This is a genomic window from Pseudomonas sp. KBS0707, from assembly GCF_005937945.2.
Classification (GTDB): domain Bacteria; phylum Pseudomonadota; class Gammaproteobacteria; order Pseudomonadales; family Pseudomonadaceae; genus Aquipseudomonas; species Aquipseudomonas amygdali.
On record NZ_CP041754.1, the window covers coordinates 3977234 to 4001022 of the forward strand.

The 23789-nt window shown below is 59.2% G+C and carries 22 protein-coding genes; 5 read left to right on the top strand and 17 right to left on the bottom strand.

Annotated features, from left to right (window positions below; all coding sequences use genetic code 11):
- Positions 1–84 precede the first annotated feature (84 nt).
- From astE to acs, 14 genes are all read right to left on the bottom strand, one after another.
- Positions 85–1092, bottom strand: a complete 1008-nt coding sequence (astE, locus tag FFH21_RS18730) for a succinylglutamate desuccinylase (RefSeq protein ID WP_004659735.1) — start codon at positions 1090–1092, stop codon at positions 85–87.
- 12 nt (positions 1093–1104) lie between these two features.
- A complete protein-coding gene (locus tag FFH21_RS18735) occupies positions 1105–1392 on the bottom strand; it encodes a hypothetical protein (RefSeq protein WP_011169156.1) in 288 nt (95 codons plus the stop codon).
- 61 nt (positions 1393–1453) lie between these two features.
- The gene (astB, locus tag FFH21_RS18740) at positions 1454–2800 is read right to left on the bottom strand and encodes an N-succinylarginine dihydrolase (RefSeq protein ID WP_011169157.1); all 1347 of its coding nucleotides are present in this window, start codon (positions 2798–2800) and stop codon (positions 1454–1456) included.
- A 48-nt stretch (positions 2801–2848) separates the two neighbouring features.
- Positions 2849–4318 carry a succinylglutamate-semialdehyde dehydrogenase gene (astD, locus tag FFH21_RS18745; protein ID WP_162885689.1) on the bottom strand — a complete coding sequence of 490 codons (1470 nt, stop codon included), beginning with the start codon at positions 4316–4318 and terminating at the stop codon, positions 2849–2851.
- Positions 4315–5340, bottom strand: a complete 1026-nt coding sequence (astA, locus tag FFH21_RS18750; protein ID WP_004659722.1) for an arginine N-succinyltransferase — start codon at positions 5338–5340, stop codon at positions 4315–4317. Before astA ends, astD begins: the two co-directional genes overlap by 4 nt.
- A 63-nt stretch (positions 5341–5403) precedes the next feature.
- The gene (gene aruF, locus FFH21_RS18755; RefSeq protein ID WP_002554436.1) at positions 5404–6435 is read right to left on the bottom strand and encodes an arginine/ornithine succinyltransferase subunit alpha; all 1032 of its coding nucleotides are present in this window, start codon (positions 6433–6435) and stop codon (positions 5404–5406) included.
- 133 nt (positions 6436–6568) lie between these two features.
- Complete coding sequence (locus FFH21_RS18760; protein ID WP_004665894.1) at positions 6569–7786, bottom strand: aspartate aminotransferase family protein; 1218 nt, start codon at positions 7784–7786, stop codon at positions 6569–6571.
- A gap of 236 nt (positions 7787–8022) precedes the next feature.
- Complete coding sequence (gene argR / locus FFH21_RS18770; RefSeq protein ID WP_041924598.1) at positions 8023–9015, bottom strand: transcriptional regulator ArgR; 993 nt, start codon at positions 9013–9015, stop codon at positions 8023–8025.
- Between the two features lie 135 nt (positions 9016–9150).
- Entirely contained in the window at positions 9151–9915 is a 765-nt protein-coding gene (locus FFH21_RS18775; RefSeq protein WP_002554439.1) for an ABC transporter ATP-binding protein, read from the bottom strand.
- A 22-nt stretch (positions 9916–9937) separates the two neighbouring features.
- Positions 9938–11050: a succinylglutamate desuccinylase/aspartoacylase family protein gene (locus tag FFH21_RS18780; RefSeq protein WP_004665896.1), complete on the bottom strand. Its 1113-nt coding sequence runs from the start codon at positions 11048–11050 to the stop codon at positions 9938–9940.
- Between the two features lies 1 nt (position 11051).
- Complete coding sequence (locus tag FFH21_RS18785) at positions 11052–11750, bottom strand: ABC transporter permease (protein WP_002554441.1); 699 nt, start codon at positions 11748–11750, stop codon at positions 11052–11054.
- Entirely contained in the window at positions 11747–12436 is a 690-nt protein-coding gene (locus FFH21_RS18790) for an ABC transporter permease (protein WP_002554442.1), read from the bottom strand. Before FFH21_RS18790 ends, FFH21_RS18785 begins: the two co-directional genes overlap by 4 nt.
- Positions 12437–12520: 84 nt before the next feature.
- Positions 12521–13297: an ABC transporter substrate-binding protein gene (locus FFH21_RS18795; protein WP_002554443.1), complete on the bottom strand. Its 777-nt coding sequence runs from the start codon at positions 13295–13297 to the stop codon at positions 12521–12523.
- Between the two features lie 529 nt (positions 13298–13826).
- Positions 13827–15782: an acetate--CoA ligase gene (acs, locus tag FFH21_RS18800; RefSeq protein ID WP_011169160.1), complete on the bottom strand. Its 1956-nt coding sequence runs from the start codon at positions 15780–15782 to the stop codon at positions 13827–13829.
- Positions 15783–16094: 312 nt separating this feature from the next.
- On the opposite strand from acs, the gene FFH21_RS18805 reads away from it, so the two are divergent.
- Positions 16095–16361: a DUF2790 domain-containing protein gene (locus FFH21_RS18805; RefSeq protein ID WP_011169161.1), complete on the top strand. Its 267-nt coding sequence runs from the start codon at positions 16095–16097 to the stop codon at positions 16359–16361.
- An 83-nt stretch (positions 16362–16444) separates the two neighbouring features.
- Here the strand turns inward: FFH21_RS18805 and FFH21_RS18810 are convergent, their stop codons facing one another.
- Complete coding sequence (locus FFH21_RS18810) at positions 16445–18025, bottom strand: sigma-54-dependent phenylalanine hydroxylase transcriptional regulator PhhR (protein WP_011169162.1); 1581 nt, start codon at positions 18023–18025, stop codon at positions 16445–16447.
- Between the two features lie 268 nt (positions 18026–18293).
- Here FFH21_RS18810 and phhA point away from each other — a divergent pair, with 268 nt between their 5' ends.
- The 4 genes from phhA (at position 18294) to FFH21_RS18830 (ending at position 21465) form a co-directional block, all read left to right on the top strand.
- Positions 18294–19091 carry a phenylalanine 4-monooxygenase gene (phhA, locus tag FFH21_RS18815; protein ID WP_011169163.1) on the top strand — a complete coding sequence of 266 codons (798 nt, stop codon included), beginning with the start codon at positions 18294–18296 and terminating at the stop codon, positions 19089–19091.
- 35 nt (positions 19092–19126) lie between these two features.
- Positions 19127–19483, top strand: coding sequence for a 4a-hydroxytetrahydrobiopterin dehydratase (locus FFH21_RS18820; protein WP_004659699.1), 357 nt, complete (start codon positions 19127–19129; stop codon positions 19481–19483).
- Between the two features lie 464 nt (positions 19484–19947).
- The gene (locus FFH21_RS18825; RefSeq protein WP_002554448.1) at positions 19948–20127 is read left to right on the top strand and encodes a hypothetical protein; all 180 of its coding nucleotides are present in this window, start codon (positions 19948–19950) and stop codon (positions 20125–20127) included.
- A gap of 138 nt (positions 20128–20265) precedes the next feature.
- Positions 20266–21465, top strand: coding sequence for an MFS transporter (locus FFH21_RS18830; RefSeq protein WP_011169164.1), 1200 nt, complete (start codon positions 20266–20268; stop codon positions 21463–21465).
- Positions 21466–21724: 259 nt separating this feature from the next.
- Here the strand turns inward: FFH21_RS18830 and arfB are convergent, their stop codons facing one another.
- Together arfB and FFH21_RS18845 are read right to left on the bottom strand one after the other, a co-directional pair.
- Entirely contained in the window at positions 21725–22138 is a 414-nt protein-coding gene (gene arfB, locus FFH21_RS18840) for an alternative ribosome rescue aminoacyl-tRNA hydrolase ArfB (RefSeq protein ID WP_003314723.1), read from the bottom strand.
- 31 nt (positions 22139–22169) lie between these two features.
- Positions 22170–23579, bottom strand: coding sequence for an amino acid permease (locus FFH21_RS18845; protein WP_004659696.1), 1410 nt, complete (start codon positions 23577–23579; stop codon positions 22170–22172).
- Positions 23580–23789: the final 210 nt, after the last annotated feature.

Here is a 23789-nt window from a genome sequence, read left to right on the forward strand (position 1 = left end):
TCCCGGACACCTATCGTTCCTCACGCTCCAGCGTGGGAATGCCGTCCTGAACGCTCTGCGTCCGGTCTTGAGGGTGCCCAGCGATCAGCCAAGGCTACCCGCATCAGTCGGCACAATCAGAATCCCCGCCCGCAGGCCGTTTTTGACCTTCGGGTTGGGGAAGATGATTCTCGCGCCATCCTCCTCTACCACCCAGCGTGAACCGCCCGCGTCTTCGGCCAGCACATAGCCCTTTTCCAGCGGTGAGAAGTTTTCTACAGCATCGGCGAGGTTGAACGTGAATGCATCGGTGCGCTTGATGACTTCGCGTGCCACGCTGAACAGCTGCAACTCCTCAAGATTTTCATCCAGCTCGGGCTCGCGGCCTTCGATGATCTGCTCCAGACGCAGACGCAGCGGCGCAAGATTGACCTGCTGGTTCTGGCCGAACGGCCGGGCCTTGCCCAGTTCCAGAGTGAAGGCCTCGGCACCCAGCTGATCGTAGGTATAGGCACTGAACACAATGGACGGCTTGTTCTGCAACAACACCGCACTCATCCCCGCAGCACGCAGCCGGGCCAGTTCGAGACGCGAGTGCTGACGGCCTTCTTTCCACGGGTACAGCGCGAACTGCTCGATCTTCGAACCGCGAATGGCAGTGTGCAGGTCGTAATGCAGGCGGTAGCGATCCGGCAGGCTGAAAAAGCTGGCGGCCAAGTGCTCCAGCTCGCAGGCACGCAGGGCTTCTGCACCGCCACTTTGCTCGTGACGACCGTTGAACAGCCGATTTACGTCCTGCTCGACAAACCGGGTACCGCGCCGCATGGCGTCGGGATTGCCAAACAGAAACAGAATACGTGCGCGCGGCTTAAGGTCGCCGCGCGCGATGCTGCGGATCAGTTCATCCAGCAGCTCGATGGGTGCAGTCTCGTTGCCATGAATACCGGCAGAGAGCAGCAGGTCCGTGCCATTGTCACGGACCTGCGGCGGGCGGACCTCCAGAGCCCCCTCGCCCATCCATCGCATTCGCACGCCTTCGACGGTCAGTTGAGTCTTTTCCGCTGGCTCACGTCCAGCCAGGGTCAGTTCAAGCAATTTGCCGAGGGCGAGCATAGGGCAACTTCCTTAGTGGTTGCAGTCAGGACCGTGAACGTGACCGTCTTCGTCGGCACCTGCGTCGGCCGGTTCCATTTCCAGTTGCAGGCTGACCAGGTTGGTTGCCAACGGGCGCAGCAGCAGGTTGGCGTACTCGGTATCGTCTTCTTCGACATCAACACCGATCAGCAATTGGCCACGGCCATCCTGCTGAATCCACAGCTCCTTGCCCTGCCAGATAATGGCAACGCGGGTGCAAGAGGTTTCCAGCTGGGTGCCATCGGTGTCTTCAAGGATCAGTTGCAGGGCGTCGCTCATAGTCGGAATGCTCTAGATAAAGAAATCATGCGCCAGACATTTGCCCGGCGCGCAGGGTGTTTCAATTCAGTTGAAACGGATAGACGGCACCCAGTTTAAGGATTTGCGTCAGCTCATCCAATGCCGTACGGCATTGGATGAGCAATCGGGGATCGGCCAGATCGTTTTCACTCATGCGATCACGGTAGTGCCTGTCGACCCATTGCGTCAGCGTGTCGTACAGCGGCGCGGTCATGATCACGCCAGGGTTCACCGCAGCCAGCTCGGTTTCCTTGAGCGCTACACGCAGTCGCAGGCAGGCAGGGCCGCCGCCGTTCTGCATGCTTTGCTTAAGGTCGAACACTTTGACCTGGGCAACCGGGCTGTCATCGGCAATCAACCGCTGCAGATAAGCCCAGACGCTCGCATTGGCCTGACACTCCTGCGGCACGATCAGCAGCATTGAGCCGTCCGGGCGTGACAACAACTGGCTATTGAACAGATAAGAGCGCACCGCATCCTGCACCGAGACCTCGGCACGCGGCACACAAATCGCCCGCAACTGCCCGCCGACACGGCCGAGTTTGTCGCGCAGCTCATTAAGCATTGGCTCGGTGTTGAGGAATGCATCCTCGTGATAGAACAGCACCTCACCGTTGCCGACCGCGATCACATCGTTATGAAATACACCCTGATCGATGACAGCCGGGTTTTGCTGAGCATAAACCACACCGCCCTCGCTCAAGCCATGCAAACGCGCAACAGCTCGTGACGCTTCCAGGGTCTGGCGGGCCGGATACTTTTGCGGTGCCGGGTAGCGGGTATCGAACGCACTGCGGCCAAAAACGAAAAACTCCACGCCGGGCTGGCCGTAGTCCTGACAGAAACGGGTGTGGTTGGCCGCGCCTTCGTCGCCGAACTGCGCGACTGGTGGCAACGCAGGATGATGGGCAAAGTGCTTTGCATCGGCAAACATTGCCCCCAGCACGCGGCTGGTGGTCGGGTGCTCGATGCTGCGATGGTATTTGCAGTTGAGGTTGGCTGCCGTGAAATGCACGCGCCCATCTGCGGTGTCGGCACTGGGGCTGACCGTCGCCGCGTTGGCCACCCACATGCTCGATGCCGAGCAACTGGCAACCAGCAATGGCATATCCTGACGGGCGGCTTTTTCAATCACCTGTTCATCGCTGCCGATGAAACCCAGCTGCCGCAAACCGGCCACATCAGGGCGTTCCTGCGGTGCCAGCACGCCCTGGGTAAAGCCTAGGTCCATCAGCGCTTTCATTTTCGCCAGGCCTTGCAGCGCTGCTTCACGCGGGTTCGCGCATTGCTGGCTGTTACTCTGGGAGGCGACATTACCGTAGGACAACCCGCCGTAGTTGTGGGTTGGCCCGACCAGACCGTCAAAATTCACTTCACAGGACTTCATCGGCAAGGCTCCGTGGATCTGTTTTTATAAGCAATCGTGCGCACCCTGTCAGCTCAGCCTGATGCCGGGGGTCAGTGTCGACGGCAGGGTCAGGCTGCCCGCCTCCAGCGAAGCCACCGGATAGGCGCAATAGTCGGCTGCGTAATAAGCGCTGGCGCGGTGGTTGCCCGAGGCGCCGACCCCGCCGAACGGTGCGCTGCTGGCGGCGCCGGTCAGCTGTTTGTTCCAGTTGACGATCCCGGCGCGGCTGTGCAGCCAGAACTGCTGATAGCGCGCTTCGGAGTCAGAGAGCAAGCCTGCCGCCAGGCCATAGCGAGTGGCGTTGGCTTCGGCGATGGCGGCGTCGAAACCGGCGTAGCGGATAACCTGCAACAGCGGGCCGAACAGCTCTTCGTCAGGCCGCTCGGCGACCGCGCTGACATTGATAATGCCCGGCGTCAGCAGCGCTGCTCCGGCCTGCGGCTGACGCATTTCCAGCAAGGTCACTGCGCCGTTGGCGAGCAGGTTGCGCTGCGCGTCGAGCAAGGCGTGTGCGGCCTCCAGTGAAATGACCGAGCCCATGAACGGAGACGGCTGCTGATCGAACGCCCCCACCTCGATAGTCGCGCTGACGGCAACCAGCCGCGCCAGCAAGGCATCGCCCCAGTCGCCCTCGGGCACCAACAGGCGACGCGCGCACGTGCAGCGCTGGCCTGCAGAAATGAACGCCGACTGAATGATGTTGTAAACCGCTGCCTCGATGTCCTGAACCTGATCAACGATCAGTGGATTGTTACCGCCCATTTCCAACGCGAGAATTTTGTCGGGACGCCCGGCGAACTGTTGGTGCAGCGCATCACCGGTGCGGCTTGAGCCGGTGAAGAACAGCCCGTCGATGCCTGGGTTGGCAGCCAGTGCGATACCGGTTTCGCGCCCGCCTTGCAGCAGGTTGAGAACACCGGCAGGCAACCCGGCTTCGATCCAGCACTTGACGGTCAGTTCGGCGACTTTCGGCGTCAGTTCGCTGGGCTTGAACACTACCGTATTGCCCGCCAGCAAGGCCGGAACGATGTGCCCGTTAGGCAGATGACCAGGAAAGTTGTACGGCCCGAACACCGCGACCACACCATGTGGCTTATGGCGCAATACTGCCGTGGCGTCGCCCAGCGGCCCGCTCTTTTCGCCGGTTCGTTCGCGATAGCTCTGCACTGAGATGGCAATCTTGTTGACCATGCTGGTTACTTCGGTCGCCGACTCCCACAAAGGCTTGCCGGTTTCTTCACCGATGCAATGCGCCAGTTCGTCAGCGCGGCCCTTGAGGCTGGCAGCAAAGGCCTCCAGCACAGCAATGCGCTGATCCAGAGAGCGCTGCGCCCAGCCGGGAAATGCCTGACGCGCAGCCTGCACTGCGTAATCGACTTGTTCTGGCGTAGCAGCCTGCCCGGACCAGAGCGTTTGCTGGCTCACCGGGTTCAACGAATGGAACAGCTCGCCCTGCCCGGCCTGCCATGCACCTGCAATGTAGAGGGTACTCATCAAACGCCCTCCCGCGCCGCAGACAAAGGCACGGCGCGCACGTTGTCGCCTGCACTCATGCGCAGCCGCTTGGCGGTTTGTGGCGCAACCACCAGCGTGCCAGCGGCGAAACGCGCAGCGCCTACCGTAATGCGGCAGTCTTCACGCTTGCGGTTGTAAATCAGAAACTGTGGCGCATCGTCACCTGGCGTGCCGATGGCCAGTACCAGCGCCTGGCTGTCCTTGATTGCGCGAATCTTGCCGGTCTCGCACTCGATGGCAGGTCCCGCATCGAAGATGTCGACGTAACCCTGATACGAGAACCCTTCGCCCTTGAGCATGGTCAGCGCAGGCTCGGTGTCGGCATGCACGCGGCCGATCACATTGCGTGCGTCTTCGGAAAGAAAGCAGCTATAAAGCGGAAATTTGGGCATCAACTCGGCAATGAATGCCTTGTTGCCAACACCGGTCAGGTAATCGGCCTGGCTGAATTCCATCTTGAAGAAATGCCGACCCAGACTTTCCCAGAACGGCGACCGGCCATTCTCGTCGGACATGCCACGCATCTCGGCAATGATCTTGTTACCGAACAGCTTCGGAAATTCGGCGATGAACAGCATGCGCGCCTTGGACAGCAGGCGGCCATTGAGGCCATTGCGTGAATCGCTGTGCAGGAACAGCGAGCACAGCTCGGAATTGCCGGTCAGGTCGTTGGCCAGGAACAGGGTCGGGATTTCCCGGTAGATGTTCAGTTCCTGCGACGCACTGACCGTGAGGCCGACCCGATAGTTGTACCAGGGCTCGCGCAGGCCGACCGCCCCGGCGATGGCAGAGATACCGACCACCCGACCATCGTCATCTTCAAGCACGAACAGATAGTCGGCATCGCCGCGCTCGGCTTCTCCGCGAAAGGTCTTTTCAGCCCAGCCTACCCGGTGCGCGAGACGCTGCTCATTGGCGGGCAGGGTCGTCAGACCGGCACCGGTGCTGCGCGCCAGCTCAATCAGCGCAGGCAGGTCACTGCTGCGTACAGGACGAACGATCATGTTATCTCCTCAGCGGCTCATCGAGAGCCTTGAAACTCGCTAATCGGCTATCGAACGTCTGGCTCAGACCGCGACGATCCGCACACTGGCACCTTCACCAACGCCCAGTGCTTCGGCGGCCTGCAGGCTCAGCACCACCGGTCTGCCAGGTGCCCAGTCCAGTTCCAGGAGCACCGCGCGGTAATCCTGCAACAGGCCGTTGGCAACCAGATAAAGACGCCCGCCTGTGCCGACATCGCTGCTTTGCGCGGTTTCGACCTTGACCGGCACCAGACGGCTCTGCGCGATGGACCGGATTCCGGATACCTTGGCATGCAGGGTCGGGCCACCGTCGAAGATGTCGATGTAATGGTCGGTTTCAAAGCCTTCGCGCATCAGGATGTCGAAGGTGATCTGCGCACGCGGATGCACCTGGCCCATGGCCTCCTGCGCAGCGTCAGGCAGCAATGGCACGTAGATCGGGTAATGCGGCATCAGCTCGGCGAGGAAAGTCCGGCTTTTCAGCCCGCACAGGCGCTCGGCAGCGGCGTAGTTGAGATCGAAGAAGTTGCGCCCGATGGCATCCCAGAACGGCGAATCTCCCTGTTCGTCGCTGTAACCGACGATCTCGGTGACCACCGAATCGGCAAAGCGCTCGGGGTGACTGGCGACAAACAGCAGACGGCCGCGCGAATTGAGCTCCGACCATGCCGTGCCGACCAGCTCCGGGACCACGTAGAAACTGGTCAGCAGGCTGTTACCGGTCAGGTCGTGACACTGGGACAGAACATGGATCTTGTTATGGATCTTCAGTTCGCGGGAAGCATGCACGAAGGTTTCGTTGCGAAAACTGTAAAACGGCTCAGAGTAGCCCGCCGAAGCAACAATGCCCGAGCAGCCCACCAGCTTGCCGCTTTCGCTGTCTTCGAGCACGAAGAAGTAGGTTTCTTCGCCGTTGAAGCTGACCTCGGCGGCGAATGATGCCTCCGACGAGCCGATCTTGTCGGTCAGGCGGCCAGCATCGTCGGGCAAGGACGTGACACCGATAGGGCTGTCGGCAGCGAGGCGTTGAACCTCGGCCAGATCAGCCATTTGCGCAGGGCGCATCACCAGCATGGTGCCACTCCTTGTAGATCGACCGGCATTTACGACCGGCACTGGTAAAAGCACCACACGGCATCATGCCGCACAGCACAGGAAAATGTCCGGTGTTTGCCGATCAGGCAGACACCGGGATAAAGCGGATGAATCAGGAAGTCAGCTTGGCGATGGCACGTTCGAAGCGGTTCAGGCCTTCTTCGATGTCTGCGTCTTCAATCACCAGGCTCGGCGCGAAACGGATCACGTCGGGACCGGCCTGCAGAATCATCAGATCCTGGGCTTCAGCGGCGTTGAAAATGTCCTTGGCCTTGCCTTTCCAGGCGTCGGACAGCACGCAGCCGATCAACAGGCCCAGGCCGCGCACTTCGGTGAACACGCCATATTGCTGGCCGATGCTCTCCAGGCGGGTCTTGAATTGCTGATGCTTGCGCTGCACGCCAGCCAGCACTTCAGGCGTATTGACGACATCAATCACCGCTTCACCGACCGCGCAGGCCAGTGGGTTGCCGCCATACGTGGTGCCGTGAACGCCGACCGCAAAGTGTTTGGCAAGTTTTTCAGTGGTCAGCATGGCCGCCAGGGGGAAGCCGCCACCGATGCTTTTAGCGCTGGAAAGGATGTCCGGGGTCACGCCGTAATGCATGTAGGCGAACAGATGACCGCTACGGCCCATGCCGCTCTGCACTTCATCGAATACCAGCAACGCGTTGTGCTCGTCACACAGCTTGCGCGCGCCTTGAAGGTATTCCAGCTGGCCCGGCAACACGCCGCCTTCACCCTGAATCGGCTCCAGCACCACAGCGCAGGTCTTGTCGGTAACAGCCGCTTTCAACGCTTCAAGGTCGTTATAAGGCACGTGGCTGATGCCGGTGATTTTCGGCCCGAAACCATCGGAGTATTTCGGCTGGCCACCGACGCTGACGGTAAACAGGGTGCGCCCGTGGAAACTGTTTACCGCCGAAATGATTTCGTACTTTTCAGGACCGTGCAGGTCGTGCGCCACTCGGCGCGCCAGCTTGAAGGCCGCCTCGTTGGCTTCAGCACCCGAGTTACAGAAGAACACGCGCTCGGCGAAGGTCGAATCCACCAGCTTTTTGGCCAGACGCAGGGTTGGCTCGTTGGTGAAGACGTTGGACACATGCCAGAGATTATTGGCCTGCTCGGTCAAGGCACCGACCAGCGCCGGATGGCAGTGGCCCAATACGTTGACGGCGATCCCGCCCGAGAAATCCACCAGTTCGCGCCCCGCCTGATCCCAGACCCGGGAACCCGCACCGCGCACGGGAATGAACCCGGCCGGGGCGTAATTGGGGACCATTACCTGGTCGAAATCGGCGCGTTGCACCGCAGCATGCTCAACGGACATCGGAGTCTCCTGATGAGGAACGCCTGCCTGAAACTGGCGAGCGATGGGAAGATTGTAAGGACTGAATTGTGTTCGGCCTTGCCGCCAGGCGACAACTTGTTACAGCGCAAAACCGGGTTTTTTCAAGGTTTTCGGCAATGCGACATATTGCGTCACAAAGGCGCAGTTTAAACGGATTGAGGCCGGCCTGTCTGGACCAGAGCTGTCGCGGCAGCACTTCTATCGTGACAAGACAATCAACCGCGTTCGGCAGGCACCAGCGAAAGTTCGAACGGGCTGCTGCTGCGTCGCTGGTTGCGGTCTTCACGCGGCGTGGCACCGAAGAAGTTGCGGTAGGCGCTGGAGAAGTGCGGCCCCGAGGAAAAACCGCACGAAAGACCGATCTGAATGATCGACTTGCTGGTCTGCATCAACATCTGACGCGCCTTGTTCAGGCGCAGCTCCAGGTAATACTGACTGGGTACACGGTTGAGGTACTGCTTGAAGATTCGCTCCAGCTGACGGCGCGACACACACACGTGCTGGGCGATTTCGTCAGTGGTCAACGGCTCTTCGATGTTGGCTTCCATCAACAGTACAGCCTGGGTCAGCTTTGGATGGCTGGAGCCCAGACGGTTCTGCAACGGAATGCGCTGACGCTCGCCGCCTTCGCGAATGCGTTCGACAACCAGTTCTTCGGAAACCGCCCCTGCCAGTTCCGCGCCATGATCGCGAGACAGCACCGCCAGCAGCAGGTCGAGCACCGACATGCCACCGCAGGCAGTCAGGCGATCCCGGTCCCAATCGAACAAATGGCTGGTGGCGATGACCTTGGGGAAGCGCTCGGCGAAGTCGTCCTGCCAGCGCCAGTGCACGGCAGCGCGATAGCCGTCCAGCAGGCCCAGTTGCGCGAGCGGATAAACGCCCGCCGACAGCCCGCCAATCGAACAGCCGGCACGCACCAGTTGCTTGAGCGCGCTGCCCAGCGCCGGGGCCACGGCTGCCGGAGGCTCATCAGCGAGCAGAAACAGCTTCTGAAAACCGTCCAGTCGCCCGGTCCAGGGCTCGCCCGGCAATTGCCAGGCTCCGGCAACCGCTGTCGGCTCCCCTGCCTCGGCCTGTAGAAACGACAATTCGTAGACCACTTCAGGATGAACGCGCTGAGCGACACGCAAGGCTTCCTCGGCAAGTGCCAGAGTCAGGGCTTTGGTGCCAGGCCAGACGAGAAAACCTATTCGATGGGCAGTCATTGGGACATCCGATACGTATTGCCGCAAAAGCCGAGCGTCAGAAGATGGCTCGATCTGGAACATCCAGGTCATGTCGCGCGTCGCGCAGCATGCCCTGTTCTGCCGTAAAAAGGCATCGCCATGCGATGCCGATCGTCACTTGAGGCTGCCGGACAGGAACTGCTGCAGACGCTCGGTCTGCGGGTTGGCCAGTACCTCGCGCGGGTCACCACGCTCCAGAACCACACCCTGGTGCAGGAAAACCAGCTGGTTGGAGACTTCCCGGGCAAAGCCCATTTCGTGAGTCACCACCACCATGGTCCGGCCTTCCTGAGCCAGCCCCTGCATGACCTTGAGCACATCGCCAACCAGTTCAGGGTCGAGCGCCGAGGTAGGCTCGTCGAACAGCATCACCTCAGGTTCCATCGCCAGCGCGCGGGCAATGGCCACACGCTGCTGCTCGCCACCGGACATGTGTCCTGGATAAGCGTCCTTACGATGGGACACGCCGACCTTGGCCAGGTAGTGCTCGGCTTTTTCCAGCGCTTCCTTTTTCGACACGCCCAGAACATGAACCGGCGCTTCGATGATGTTCTGCAGCGCCGTCATGTGCGACCACAGGTTGAAGTGCTGGAACACCATCGACAGACGTGAGCGCATGCGCTGCAACTGTCTGGCGTCGGCAGCTTTCAGACCGCCGTCCTTGTTCGGCACCAGCTTCAACTCTTCGTTGTTGAGCAGGATCTTGCCGGCATGGGGCTGTTCGAGCAGGTTGATGCAGCGCAGAAAGGTGCTTTTGCCCGAGCCGCTGGAGCCGATGATGCTGATGACATCGCCAGCTTTGGCGGTCAGGGACACACCCTTGATCACTTCGTGACTGCCATAGCGCTTGTGCAGGTCCTGCACTTCCAGTTTGTTCATGCTTTGGGTTCCCACAGAACGGTCAATCACTGAGCAGACGTCCATGACGCAGCGCGGTGCGCCCCGCCACTTTGGCCAGCCAGAAACCTGGTTGAGCGTAACGAAGCCGCTCGATGGCAAACAGCACCCCGGCAGTATTCGCACAAATGGTACTGACCTGATCGGACAGCGGGTCGATGACTTCGAACAGCGCATCGCCGATTTCGACTTTATCGCCTGCGGCACGCAGGAATGTCACCACGCCAGGATGCGGCGCATAGAGCAATTCGGTACCTTCGAATGGCAGACCTTCGCAGGCTTGATGTGCCGGCTGCGGCCAGTCACCGCTGATAAAACCCTGTTCGGCCAGAAACGCCAGAATGCCTTCGGCGTGCGCTTGCGCCTGAGGCTTGCCGGTGTCGGCCTGACCACCCAGCTCGATAGTGGTCGCCAGACACGCCAGCGGGATCTGCGCCTGCGGGAAGGTCCGTGACAGACGCAACCACGGCAGCGAACAGGCTTCATCGAAGGAACTGCCACCGGAATCCTCGGCCAGCAGTGCCACCTGAATATTCAGGTGCGCCGACAGCGAGCGCCATTGCGGCCAGTGCTGTGGCAAGGCGTACATGTGCAGCGCGGCATCGGCATCGCAATGCAGATCCAGCACCACATCAGCGATGCAGGCATGCTTGAGCAGGATGCGCTGCATGCCTTGCAACTCCGATTGCGCGGCAGGCAAGCCTTCAAGTGCAGTCATCATCGCCTGACGAATCAATTGGGTATTGGCGCGCGGGTCATCGCCCAACTGGCCTTCCAGCAACTCGGTGACCGGCTCGCTCAGCTCGGTGAAGTCACGGTTGAAATTCTTGCCGCTGCCGAACTCGAAACGCCCCTGGTGCGCACCTTGCAGTAACTGCCCCAGCCCCAGCGGGTTGGCCACCGGCACCAGCTCGACGACGCCCTTGAGCGCGCCTTGCTGTTCCAGCTCGGTCAGGCGTTTCTTCAACTCCCAGGCGGTGCGCATGCCGGGCAGTTCGTCTGCGTGCAGACTGGCCTGAATGTAGGCTTTTCGCTCGCCAGTGCCGAAGCGAAAGACACTCAGCGTGCGTTCGGTGCCGAGGGTGCTCCACGGCAATACATGATCGATTCTTTGCATTTCAGACCTTCCGTGGGGCCAGATAGCCCAGCCAGCGGCGTTCGGCAATTTTGAACAGCCGCACCAGAATGAATGTCAGGCACAGATAGAAAACGCCTGCGGTAACGTAAGCCTCGAACGGCAGGTAGAACTGCGCGTTGACCGTGCGGGCAGCGCCGGTGATGTCGATCAGGGTCACGATGGAGGCCAGACTGGTCGTCTGCAGCATCATGATGACCTCGTTGCTGTACTGCGGCAGCGCCCGGCGCAAGGCCGAGGGCAGCAGAATGCGCCGATACATTTTGGCCTTCGACATGCCCATGGCCCGCGCAGCCTCGATTTCACCGGCCGGCGTAGCCTTGAGGCTGCCGGCAATGATCTCGGCCGTATAGGCGCTGGTATTGATAGTGAACGCCAGACAGGCACAGAACGTAGCACTGGACAGCCAAGGCCATAAAAAGCTTTCGCGCACCGCGTCGAACTGGGCCAGCCCGTAATAGATCAGGAACAGCTGGACCAGCATCGGCGTGCCGCGGATCACATAGGTGTACAGCCAGGCCGGCATATTGACCCAAGGGTTTTTCGAGACCCGCATCAGGCCCAGCGGCAACGCCGCGAGCAGCCCGAATGCGAGCGAAATCGCCAGCAGTTTCAGGGTGGTCAGCAAACCGCCGAAGTACAGCGGCAGGCTGTCCCAGATCACGTTGTAGTCAAAGATCATAGGTCAGCCGCCCTCACGCCTACCGAGTAGCGTTTTTCGAGGTAACGCAAGGCGAGCAGCGAAACACTGGTAATCACCAGGTACATCGCCGCAACCGCCAGAAAGAAGGTGAAAGGCTCGCGGGTGGCATCGGCCGCCTGCTTGGCCTTGAACATCATGTCCTGCAGTCCGACCACGGAAATCAGTGCAGTGGCCTTGGTCAGGACCAGCCAGTTATTGGTGAAACCGGGGATGGCCAGACGAATCATCTGCGGCACCAGAATGCGGAAGAACACCTTGCCGCTGCTCAGGCCATACGCCATGCCTGCTTCGGCCTGCCCCTTGGGGATGGCCATGAACGCACCGCGAAAGGTTTCCGAGAGATAGGCACCAAAAATGAAGCCCAGAGTGCAGATCCCGGCCAGCAAGGGGTCAAGATCGATGTAGTCATCAAAACCCAGCAGCGGCGCAACGCGGTTGAGCAGGTCCTGACCGCCGTAGAAAATCAGCAATATCAGGACCAGATCGGGAATGCCGCGAATTACCGTGCTATATAGATCGCCCAGCCAGGCAATCCAGCGTACCGGCGACAGACGAAGCGCCACGCCGATCAGACCGAGAACGATCGCCAGAGCCATCGACGACAGGGCCAGCTGCAACGTCAGCCAGGCACCTTCGAGGATGACAGCTCCGTAACCTTTCAACATGATATGCGGTCCTCAAACGTGGAATAAAAATGGCGCAAGCCAGGCAATTCTGTTTGCGCCATTGATCAGGATCGGTATGACGACTTACTTGCCGTAGATATCGAAGTCGAAATATTTGTCCTGAATCGCTTTGTACTTGCCGTTGGCACGGATGGCTGCAATGGCGGCATTCAGGCGCTCAAGGTTGGCCTTGTCACCCTTGCGCACGGCGATGCCGATGCCGTCACCGAAGTATTTCGGGTCGGTAAACGATGGACCTGTGAACGCGTAACCCTTGCCTGCGTCGGTCTTCAGGAAACCGTCCTGCAGCAGGGTGGCGTCGGCGATGGTGCCGTCCAGACGACCCGCACCGATGTCCAGGTAGATTTCGTTCTGCGAACCGTACGGCGTCACTTCCACACCCTTGGGAGCAAGAACTTCACGGGCGAAACGCTCATGGATCGAACCGCGCTGCACGCCGATTTTCTTGCCCTTGAGTTCCGCCAGGCTGTCGCTGATCACGGTGCCGTCTTTCATGACCAGACGGGCCGGGGAATTGTAGTACTTGCCGGTGAAATCCACAGACTTCTTGCGGTCGTCGGTGATCGACATGGACGAAAGGATCGCGTCGATCTTGCGCACTTTCAGTGCCGGGATAAGACCGTCGAATTCCTGCTCGACCCAGGTGCACTTGACCTTCATTTCTTCACACAGCGCATTGCCGATGTCGTAGTCAAAACCGACGATGCTGCCATCCGGAGCCTTGGAAGCGAACGGAGGGTAAGCCGCTTCGATGCCGATTTTCAGCGGTTTTTCATCAGCAAAGATCGGCTGGGCGAGCACGGACAACGCCATCGCGCCAATAAGCATGAGCTTCTTCATTTCCAGGACTCCATCGGTAAAGCACGACAAGTGGCAAAGTGAGCAAGCGCCCAATGTGCGAAAGGACAATCTCGGGGGGAGAGCGACGCCGGGGGCGTGACACCGCACTGGTGGCTCACGGACCTTCGGCGAATGACGGGCATTTTAACGACAGGCTCGAAGTCGATATTTCTTCAATGCGACAACTAGTTACAGATGCAATGAAAAACCCACTACCAGCTATTGACGAAGCATATTTCTGCTGATCCAGCAGAACCAGCTAAACCTGTCATAACAGCAAAAAGCGCGCCCATTATTGGCAAACCCTTCTAATCCGGCAAGCCCAGCGTTCCATATGGCGAATGAAACGCCCTGATGCGTCGCAGCTTCCTACAAGAAAGCCAGAGAACGTCCCACAATGAAGCACCGTCCGACAACGCCGTGTAAACCCGTAACAAACCGATATATATCTCGTTTCCGATACCGGGCTGCACAAACAAAAGCGCCCCGCCGGCGTTAACCGGACGAGGCGCGCTCAGTCAATGAGCGGTCAGGCAGCGTTCATGGTCTTGTGCGTGTCAATCAGGTGCTGCACCACACCCGGATCGGCCAGCGTCGAGATGTCACCCAGCGCATCGTACTCAGCGGTGGCAATCTTGCGCAGGATACGGCGCATGATCTTCCCCGAACGAGTCTTCGGCAATCCAGGCGCCCACTGGATGAAATCAGGCGAAGCAATCGGACCGATTTCCTTGCGCACCCAGTTGCGCAACTCAGTGCGCAGAGCATCGCTCGGTTCTTCGCCACCGTTGAGGGTCACGTAGACGTAGATGCCCTGCCCTTTCAAGTCATGCGGCACACCGACCACTGCGGCTTCGGCGACTTTCGGGTGCGCAACCATCGCGCTTTCAATCTCTGCGGTGCCCATGCGATGGCCGGAAACGTTGAGCACATCATCTACGCGCCCGGTGATCCAGTAATAGCCGTCCTCATCGCGACGGGCACCGTCACCGGTGAAGTACATGCCACGGAAGGTCTTGAAGTAGGTGTCGACGAAACGGTCGTGATCGCCATACAGCGAGCGTGACTGACCCGGCCAGGAATCGAGAATCACCAGATTGCCTTCGGCCGCGCCCTCGATGAGGTTGCCCAGGTTGTCCACCAGCGCCGGAATCACGCCGAAGAATGGACGTGTCGCCGAGCCCGGCTTCAGGGCGGTCGCGCCTGGCAACGGGCTGATCAGGATGCCGCCGGTTTCGGTCTGCCACCAGGTATCGACAATCGGGCAGTTCTGCTTGCCGACCGTGTTGTAGTACCAGCCCCAGGCTTCAGGGTTGATCGGCTCGCCCACCGAACCCAACAGACGCAGACTGGACCCGTCGGCACCTTCAACGGACTTGGTGCCCTCGGCCATCATGGCGCGGATCGCGGTCGGCGCGGTGTAGAGGATATTGACCTTGTGCTTGTCGATGATTTTCGACACACGCGTGATGTCCGGGTAGTTCGGCACACCTTCAAACAGCAGCGTGGTTGCACCATTGGCCAAGGGGCCATAGACAATGTAGCTGTGCCCGGTGACCCAGCCGACGTCGGCGGTGCACCAGTAGATTTCGCCCGGCTTGTAGTCAAACACACGCTCGTGGGTCAGCGCCGCATAAAGCAGATAACCTGCGGTGGTGTGCAACACACCCTTGGGTTTGCCGGTCGAGCCCGAAGTGTAGAGGATGAACAGCGACTCTTCGGCCCCCATCTCTTTTGGCGCGCAGGTGCTGGAGGCCACTTCCAGAAGCGAGTGGTACCAGATGTCACGATGACGGTTCCACTCGATTTCGCCACCGGTACGTTTGCAGACGATGACCTTCTGCACGCTGCTGGTTTCCGGATTGGTCAGCGCACGGTCGACATTCGCCTTGAGCGCAGTCTTCTTGCCACCGCGCAGGCCTTCATCCGCAGTAATGACCACTTTGGAGCTGCAATCGATGATCCGGCCAGCCAGTGCTTCCGGCGAGAAACCGCCGAATACCACCGAGTGAATCGCACCGATCCGGGCGCACGCCAGCATGGCGACCACAGCCTCGGGGATCATCGGCATATAGATAGTGACGACGTCACCACGGTGCACGTCCTGGCCGCGCAGTGCGTTGGCAAACTTGCAGACTTCGGCGTGTAGCTCGCGGTAGGTGATTTCGCGGTGCTCGGAAGGGTTATCGCCTTCCCAGATGATCGCAATCGTGTCGCCGCGCTCTGCCAGATGGCGATCCAGGCAGTTATAGGCAACGTTCAGCGTACCGTCGGCGAACCATTTGATATCGACCCGATGGTCGTCGAACGAGGTTTGCTTGACCACACTGAAAGGTTTGATCCAGTCGAGGCGCTGAGCCTGTTCACGCCAGAAACCATCAGGGTTGACCACCGACTGCTGGTACATGGCCTTGTAGGTCGCTTCATCCGTCAGCGTAGTCGCTGCGACTTCTGGGCGGACGGGGTACAGGGAAGCTGCACTCATCTTGGTTACCTCGGTGGATAGTTGTTGTTTTATGCACCCGTTGTATCCCGCCCCACCCGGTGGGGCCATTCGACGTTGGTATTACCGGCAGGACCGGAGCGTCAAGCGCCCCCCGGGATTATTACCGTTTTGATAAAAGCGCTTATCCAAAGTCTTTATATATGTCGCCATGCAACAGGCCTAGAATTCATCTCGCCAACACGGCAACTATCAGCTGCCCCCACGCAGCCCGCTTCTTGATATCAAACAGAGTTCGTACATGACGCTAAAAACGTGATGCGGACGCGCTCACTTTCAAAAAGGTAAAACACAATGAAAGCTTTATTAGTGACATTGGCACTGTGCGGTGTCAGCAGCTTCGCCATGGCCGAAGAATCGCAGACCAAAGTTGCTGCCCAGCAAGCCCGTGTCGAGCAATACACGTATGGCACTCATCTGGATATCGCCCGGGTTATTTCCATCAGCGAGATCCCCAATGTCTGCGAAGTGGTCCCGGCGCGCATGGTCTATGAAGACTCGCAAGGCGCAAGGCACACCATGAGCTACCAGGTGATGGGCAACGGCTGCAGTAACGGTTGATGCTTTTCGCTATTGCGACCCGTGCTCGACGCCTCGCAGATATTGATTGCGGGGCGTATACACGAGCGTTGATTGCCGGGCGGTCAATCAGCGGATTGTTGATCGGCTGCGTGCCGGCCTGACTCACGCCCCAACTCATAGCCACGCAACTTGTTGGCAATGGTTGTATGTGACACCCCCAGGCGTTTGCCCAATTGGCGACTGCTGGGATATTGCGCATATAAATGTTCCAGCACCGATTTTTCGAAACGCCCGATAATAGCGTCCAGCCCCCCTTCCAGAGACACGTCACTCAGCCCTGGCCGCACACCGTAATCCGGCAAACGAATATGCTCGGCCTGTACCTTGCTGCCGTCACACAGCGATACAGCCTGAAACAATACATTTTCCAATTGCCTTACATTGCCGGGCCAGTGGTACTGACTCAGGCGCTTGATGGCAGCCGGCGCAATGCCTGGTAACGGGCAGCCGATCTGGCGGCTGGCGTGATCCAGAAAGTGCTCCACCAGCGGCTCAAGACCGTCCAGACAATCGCGCAACGGCGGTATGTGCAGCGACAGCACATTGAGGCGATGATAAAGGTCCTGCCTGAAGACCCCTTGGGCGCATAGCTCCGACAGTTCAACCTGGGTCGAACACATCACACGCACATCGAGAAACATGTCCTCGTCGCTGCCGACCCGGCGAAAGCTGCCGTCCTGAATGAAACGCAGCAGCTTGGCCTGCATGCGCGCACTCAGCTCACCCACACCATCAAGGAACAGCGTGCCACCTGCTGTCAGCTCCAGCAACCCGAGCCGGCCTTCCGCTCGCGCGCCCTCGAACGCACCGGGGTCGTAGCCGAACAGCTCAATCTCGGCCATGGACTCCGACAGCCCGGCACAGTTGAGCGCCATCAGCGGTGACTGGCCACGCGGGCTGGCAAGGTGGCAGGCACGGGCGAGCAATTCCTTGCCGGTGCCGGTTTCGCCCTCGATCAGCAGCGGTGCATCCAGTGGTGCCATGCGCCGCGCCTCGCGGACCACCGCAGCCATGACCTTCGAACTCTGAAAGATGCCGCGTAACTCCTGTTTGCGCACATTGTAGATGCGCTCACCAACCCGATCAGCGCGGTGCAGGGTCAATACAGCCCCGGCCATGGCTTCGCTGTCATCGTGCTCCGATTGCAACGGGGCGATGTCGGCGAGAAACACATCGCCGCGCACCTTGACCCGCAGACCATTGATCCGCGACTGGCTGGCCCGCACCAGCTCAGGCAGGTCGAAATCCTCCGCATAGCGCGAAAGCGGCATCCCCGGCACTTCATCGACCCGCACGCCCAGCAACTGCGCGGCTGCACGATTGGCTGCGACGATTGCACCGACCATATCGATGGACAGCACAGGGAACTCCAGCGCGCCGAGCAAGGCATTGAGCTCCATGTGCCGACGCTCGCTGGGCATCAGCCCGACGCGCTTGACGCCGAATACACCGGTGATCGCCTCAAACTTCGGGCGCAGGGCCTGAAACTGCAGATTGATCAGGTTCGGGCAATGCAGATAGATAGCGTCGCCATGCTCGCCCCCCACTTCACCACGCGCCACGTTGACGCCGTAGGCCACCAACAGATCGAGAATGTCGCGAAGAATGCCGATCCGGTTCTGGCAATGCACCTTGATGCGCATGATTCATTCGCCCCTGTGAGCATGGTTTTTTTAGAGAGTGGCAAAGTTTTCCGTCAACAATACGTTACAGACGCACGCTTCGCGAGAGACCAATCTGCTGAATTCCTGGTCCACAGGAATTATTCGTAAAGTTTTCGTTACGAAGTTAGGCTGCAGAATGGCAGCGCGACGGCTTTCACAGGCAGACCCATCGTCGAAAACGGGTTATTCCTGCAGGCAGGCTTTTACAAAAATACGTTCACAAGAGCAGCCTTTCGAGGACATCAGCATGGCCCAGACGCTTTACGTGGCACGCGAGCCGGACGCTTCGGGCTTCATTGATTACACAGCGGCCGAACATGCGGTATGGAACACCCTGATTACCCGGCAGATGACGATCATTCAAGGTCGGGCCTGCCAGGAGTATCTGGACGGTATCGAGCAACTGGGCCTGCCCCATGAGCGTATTCCACAGCTGGGTGAAATCAACAAGGTGCTGGGTGCAACCACCGGCTGGCAGGTTGAGCGAGTGCCAGCGCTGATCCCGTTCCAGACGTTCTTTGAACTACTGGCCAGCAAGCGCTTCCCGGTGGCGACGTTTATTCGCACCGAGGAAGAACTGGATTATCTTCAGGAGCCGGACATCTTTCACGAAATCTTTGGTCACTGCCCGCTGCTGACCAATCCTTGGTTTGCCGAATTTACTCATACCTACGGCAAACTCGGCCTGAGCGCGAGCAAGGAACAACGTGTGTATCTGGCCCGGCTGTACTGGATGACCATCGAATTTGGTCTGGTCGATACACCACAGGGGCGCAAAATCTACGGCGGCGGTATTCTTTCTTCGCCCAAGGAAGCGGTGTACAGCCTGTCGCCGGCTCCCGAACACCAGCTATTCGACCCGCTTGAAGCGATGCGCACGCCGTACCGCATCGACATTCTGCAACCGCTGTATTTTGTTCTGCCAAGCCTCAAGCGCCTGTTCGACCTGGCGCAGGAAGACATCATGGCGCTGGTAGAACAGGGCATGCAGTTGGGCTTGCACGCCCCGAAATTCCCACCTAAAACCAAAAGCCACGCGGCCTGAAACGCGGCCAGGTATCTGAAAAGGAAACCCTGTTTATGAGTACCTTGAATCAAGCCCATTGCGAAGCCTGCCGAGCAGACGCCCCACAAGTCAGCGAAGCCGAGCTGCCGGAACTGCTCAAGCAGATCCCCGACTGGAACATTGAAGTGCGCGACGGCGTCATGCAGCTGGAAAAAGTATTCCTGTTCAAGAACTTCAAATTCGCTTTGGCGTTCACCAACGCGGTCGGCGAGATTGCCGAGGCTGAAGGCCACCATCCAGGCCTGCTGACCGAATGGGGCAAAGTGACGGTGACCTGGTGGAGCCACTCGATCAAAGGCCTGCACCGCAACGACTTCATCATGGCCGCACGCACCGATGGAGTGGCCAGTGGCGCCGAAGGCCGCAAATAATTTTGGCGAGAAAGTCCATAAGGGCTATTGCGCCCTGATGCAGTCATAACGCAGTAAAACCAAAGCGTGCAGCGACTCGCAACGCATGGGCCCGGACAGTGAAAATGCGATTTTGTTTCGCTGACGGGCCAATGAGGATAAAAAAATATCCTGATTGTCATTTTCAGTGGGGTATCCTGCGCAGGCTTTTTTAAAGCACGGTTCTATCTGCAACCCCTTGCGAGGAGCGACGACGATGCATGAAATCCCTAACTTCCCACCAGGCCAACAGGAACCACAACAGTCGACCCTGGCTCAACAGGAGCTTGGTCAACCTGTCGCAATGAAAGCAGCACCCTCGGCTCAAGACAGCCAGAAAGCCGGAAGCAAAGACTGAAGGCGATTGTTTTCAGGCGTATCGAAAAACGGTTCTGCCGATTTTCAATACGCCTGGAAAACCAGTAACAGGCAAACAGCAGATTTTTATGAGCGACTTCACTGAAACGCAAGCCAATGCCCTGATTGGCACCGCCGAGAAAATGATCGAAATCTGGTCACGCCTCAGCCCGGAAAAACAGAGCGCCCTGCTCGCCCGTTTCGGTACTCAGGAAAACGCCTTGGCCGCCCTCGTGACCACACAGCTTGTAGCCCCGGCAAACAAATAATCCTCCATTCGCCGTTTATTTCACTTCGTTGCACCTGCATGACGCGATGCGTCGGTATGATAAGCACTTCGAGAGCTTGCTAAGGGTTTTTCCCTGCCCGCTCGAACGCCATACCCGCACAGAATGAAAGCCTGCCCCATGCCCGAGCCACAGCAAACCACGCCGCAAACCCCTATGGCTGTTACCCAAACCGTCATTTCCATTGTGATGTTCACGTTTATCGGCTACCTGAATATCGGTATTCCGCTTGCCGTACTGCCAGGCTACGTCCACAGCGATTTAGGCTTCGGCGCGGTTATCGCAGGCCTGGTGATCAGCGTGCAGTACCTGGCGACATTGATCAGTCGACCATGGGCGAGCCGTATCATCGACAATCTAGGCAGCAAGAAAGCCGTGCAGATCGGCCTGACCGGCTGCGGACTGAGCGGTGTGTTCATGCTGGTGCCGGTCTGGCTGGATAGCTGGCCGATGGCGAGCCTGGTGATTCTGCTGATTGGCCGGGTGATTCTCGGCAGCGCGGAAAGTCTGGTAGGTTCGGGCTCGATTGGCTGGGGCATCGGCCGGGTCGGCGCGCAGAACACTGCCAAAGTGATCTCCTGGAACGGTATCGCCAGCTACGGCGCTCTGGCCATCGGCGCACCGCTGGGTGTCTGGATGGTTGACTCACTCGGGTTGTGGACAGTAGGTGTCAGCATCATGCTGCTTTGCGCACTGGGCCTGTACCTCACCTGGCACAAGCAGGCCGCACCGATTGTGCCAGGTGAACGGCTGCCCTTCATGCACGTACTGGGGCGAGTGTTTCCACACGGCATGGGCCTGGCGCTGGGCGGCATCGGCTTCGGCACCATCGCCACCTTTATCACCCTGTATTACGCGAGCAACCACTGGCCGAATGCGGCGCTGTGCCTGACGCTGTTCGGTGGCAGCTTCATCGCGGCGCGCCTGCTGTTCGGCAACCTGATCAATCGTCTGGGCGGCTTTCGGGTAGCGATTGTCTGCCTGTCAGTGGAAAGCCTGGGGTTGTTGCTGCTGTGGATGGCCCCCACTCCGGAGCTGGCACTGGCTGGCGCGGCGTTGACCGGTTTCGGGTTCTCGCTGGTGTTTCCCGCACTGGGCGTGGAAGCCGTCAATCTCGTCCCTGCCTCCAGCCGGGGCGCTGCGGTCGGCGCTTATTCGCTGTTCATCGACCTGTCCCTGGGCATCACCGGCCCACTGGCAGGCGCGATTGCCGCAGGCTTCGGCTTTGTCTCGATCTTCCTGTTTGCGGCGCTGGCGTCACTTACCGGGCTGGCGTTAAGCGTCTATCTGTACAAGCAGACGCAGGTGGTACGCCAGTGATGATCTGTTCCGGTCATCGTTCCCACGATCCAAAACGGCATGCGACGCGGAGCGACGCACGATAGTTGGGATTATCGTTCCGCACGCTCCAGCGTGGGAATGCAGGTCTCGACGCTCTGCGTCGCCGAGAGGACGCAGAGCGTCCGGAAAGGCATGCGACGCAGAGCGTCGCACGATATTCGGGCTGATCGTTCCCACGCTCCCGCGTGGTAACGCCGTTCTGGACGCTCTGCGTCCGATCTTGAAGGGCCAGCCGTACTCAGAAATCCACTTTCCCGCGTCCGGCCTTGATCGAGCCGCGTTTGCTCTTGGACTCCAGGCGGCGGGTCTTGGAACCCAGGGTCGGCCGTGTCGGGCGGCGTTTCTTTTCGACTTTGGCGGCGTTGACGATCAGTTCGCTCAAGCGCAATAACGCGTCGGCGCGGTTCTGTTCCTGAGTGCGGTATTGCTGGGCCTTGAGCACGATCACACCATCGCTGGTGATGCGACTGTCACTCAACGCCAGCAGCCGCTCCTTGTAGAACGGCGGCAGCGACGAGGCGTTGATGTCGAAACGCAAATGCACGGCGCTGGAGACCTTGTTGACGTTCTGACCGCCCGCGCCCTGGGCGCGAATGGCCGTCAGCTCGATCTCGGCGTCCGGCAGATGGACATTGTTGGAAATCACCAGCATCGGGGCATCTTCTTTTCTGCTCCAGGCACGGTTATTTGCCAGTCTCGGCATTCATGACAACGCTACGCCTGTTCTTGGCTCGATAACACACCCACATGACCGCCAGCCAGACCGGTATCGCATAAACCGATATCTGGATGCCGGGAATCATCAGCATGATGCCGAGGATAAACAGCACAAACGCCAGACACACGTAGTTACCGTAGGGATACCACAGCGCCTTGAACAACGGCACTTGGGCGGTGCGGTTCATGTGCTGGCGGAATTTCAGATGCGAATAGCTGATCATCGCCCAGTTGATGACCAGGGTGGCCACTACCAGCGACATCAACAGCTCCAGCGCCTGCTGCGGCACGAAGTAATTGAGCAGAACCGCCACTACGGTCACCGCGGCAGACGCAAAGATAGCCTTGACCGGCACCCCGCGCCTGTCGACCTGCGCCAGCGCCCTGGGCGCATCGCCCTGCTCAGCCATGCCTACCAACATGCGGCTGTTGCAATAAGTGCCGCTGTTATAGACCGACAGCGCTGCAGTCAGTACCACGAAGTTCAGGATATGCGCCGCCGCATCGCTACCCAGCATCGAGAACACCTGCACGAACGGGCTGCCGCTATAGGAGTCACCCGAGGCATTGAGGCTGGCCAGCAGGCTGTCCCAGGGTGTCAGCGACAACAGCACCACCAGTGCGCCGATGTAGAAAATCAGGATGCGGTAGATGACCTGATTGATCGCCTTGGGGATCACGGTCTTCGGCTGTTCGGCCTCGGCAGCAGTGAAGCCGAGCATTTCCAGACCGCCGAACGAGAACATGATGATTGCCAGCGCCATGACCAGCCCGCCGACACCATTGGGAAAAAATCCGCCATGCTCCCAGAGGTTGCTGACCGACGCCTGCGGGCCGCCACTGCCACTGACCAGCATGTAACTGCCCAGCGCGATCATGCCGATAATCGCCACCACCTTGATGATCGCGAACCAGAACTCGGTCTCGCCGAACACCTTGACGTTGGTCAGGTTGATGGCATTGATGAGAATGAAGAACGCAGCCGCTGAAACCCAGCTCGGGATGTCCGGCAGCCAGTAATGAATGTACTTGCCGACAGCAGTCAGCTCCGACATACCGACCAGGATGTACAGCAGCCAGCAATTCCAGCCGGACAGGAACCCGGCGAAACCGCCCCAATAATTGTGGGCAAAATGGCTGAACGACCCGGCGACGGGTTCTTCGACGATCATCTCGCCAAGCTGGCGCATGATCATGAAAGCGATGAAGCCACAAATCGCATAACCGAGAATCATCGAAGGCCCGGCCGATTTCAGCACGCCCGCCGACCCGAGAAACAAGCCAGTGCCGATAGCGCCGCCCAGAGCAATCAGCTGAATGTGCCGATTCTTCAGACCGCGCTTCAATTCACCCGAGGGTGCAGTTGTTTCACTCATTCGATAGCTACCTGATTGTTCTTGTTCTGTGACCGAAAAGGACCTGCCGCGCTTGTGACGCAACAGAATTGCAGCACCCCGGACGGGTGATCCGAAGTATTGAGCAGCAATGATTCACAGAAAAAAGCGCGGCATTGTACACCTGCATCCAGGTTGAGGTTTGAAACAGAGAAATGAATGCAGCGGGGCTGTATGACAAGGTTTTTCACA

Excerpts from the sequence above, each read along its gene's own strand:
- astE (WP_004659735.1), bottom strand. The coding sequence starts at position 1,092 with ATGCTCGCCCTCGGCAAATTGCTTGAACTGACCCTGGCTGGACGTGAG.
- FFH21_RS18735 (WP_011169156.1), bottom strand. The coding sequence starts at position 1,392 with ATGAGCGACGCCCTGCAACTGATCCTTGAAGACACCGATGGCACCCAG.
- astB (WP_011169157.1), bottom strand. The coding sequence starts at position 2,800 with ATGAAGTCCTGTGAAGTGAATTTTGACGGTCTGGTCGGGCCAACCCAC.
- astA (WP_004659722.1), bottom strand. The coding sequence starts at position 5,340 with ATGATCGTTCGTCCTGTACGCAGCAGTGACCTGCCTGCGCTGATTGAG.
- aruF (WP_002554436.1), bottom strand. The coding sequence starts at position 6,435 with ATGCTGGTGATGCGCCCTGCGCAAATGGCTGATCTGGCCGAGGTTCAA.
- FFH21_RS18760 (WP_004665894.1), bottom strand. The coding sequence starts at position 7,786 with ATGTCCGTTGAGCATGCTGCGGTGCAACGCGCCGATTTCGACCAGGTA.
- argR (WP_041924598.1), bottom strand. The coding sequence starts at position 9,015 with ATGACTGCCCATCGAATAGGTTTTCTCGTCTGGCCTGGCACCAAAGCC.
- FFH21_RS18775 (WP_002554439.1), bottom strand. The coding sequence starts at position 9,915 with ATGAACAAACTGGAAGTGCAGGACCTGCACAAGCGCTATGGCAGTCAC.
- FFH21_RS18780 (WP_004665896.1), bottom strand. The coding sequence starts at position 11,050 with ATGCAAAGAATCGATCATGTATTGCCGTGGAGCACCCTCGGCACCGAA.
- FFH21_RS18785 (WP_002554441.1), bottom strand. The coding sequence starts at position 11,750 with ATGATCTTTGACTACAACGTGATCTGGGACAGCCTGCCGCTGTACTTC.
- FFH21_RS18790 (WP_002554442.1), bottom strand. The coding sequence starts at position 12,436 with ATGTTGAAAGGTTACGGAGCTGTCATCCTCGAAGGTGCCTGGCTGACG.
- FFH21_RS18795 (WP_002554443.1), bottom strand. The coding sequence starts at position 13,297 with ATGAAGAAGCTCATGCTTATTGGCGCGATGGCGTTGTCCGTGCTCGCC.
- acs (WP_011169160.1), bottom strand. The coding sequence starts at position 15,782 with ATGAGTGCAGCTTCCCTGTACCCCGTCCGCCCAGAAGTCGCAGCGACT.
- FFH21_RS18805 (WP_011169161.1), top strand. The coding sequence starts at position 16,095 with ATGAAAGCTTTATTAGTGACATTGGCACTGTGCGGTGTCAGCAGCTTC.
- FFH21_RS18810 (WP_011169162.1), bottom strand. The coding sequence starts at position 18,025 with ATGCGCATCAAGGTGCATTGCCAGAACCGGATCGGCATTCTTCGCGAC.
- phhA (WP_011169163.1), top strand. The coding sequence starts at position 18,294 with ATGGCCCAGACGCTTTACGTGGCACGCGAGCCGGACGCTTCGGGCTTC.
- FFH21_RS18820 (WP_004659699.1), top strand. The coding sequence starts at position 19,127 with ATGAGTACCTTGAATCAAGCCCATTGCGAAGCCTGCCGAGCAGACGCC.
- FFH21_RS18825 (WP_002554448.1), top strand. The coding sequence starts at position 19,948 with ATGAGCGACTTCACTGAAACGCAAGCCAATGCCCTGATTGGCACCGCC.
- FFH21_RS18830 (WP_011169164.1), top strand. The coding sequence starts at position 20,266 with ATGCCCGAGCCACAGCAAACCACGCCGCAAACCCCTATGGCTGTTACC.
- arfB (WP_003314723.1), bottom strand. The coding sequence starts at position 22,138 with ATGCTGGTGATTTCCAACAATGTCCATCTGCCGGACGCCGAGATCGAG.
- FFH21_RS18845 (WP_004659696.1), bottom strand. The coding sequence starts at position 23,579 with ATGAGTGAAACAACTGCACCCTCGGGTGAATTGAAGCGCGGTCTGAAG.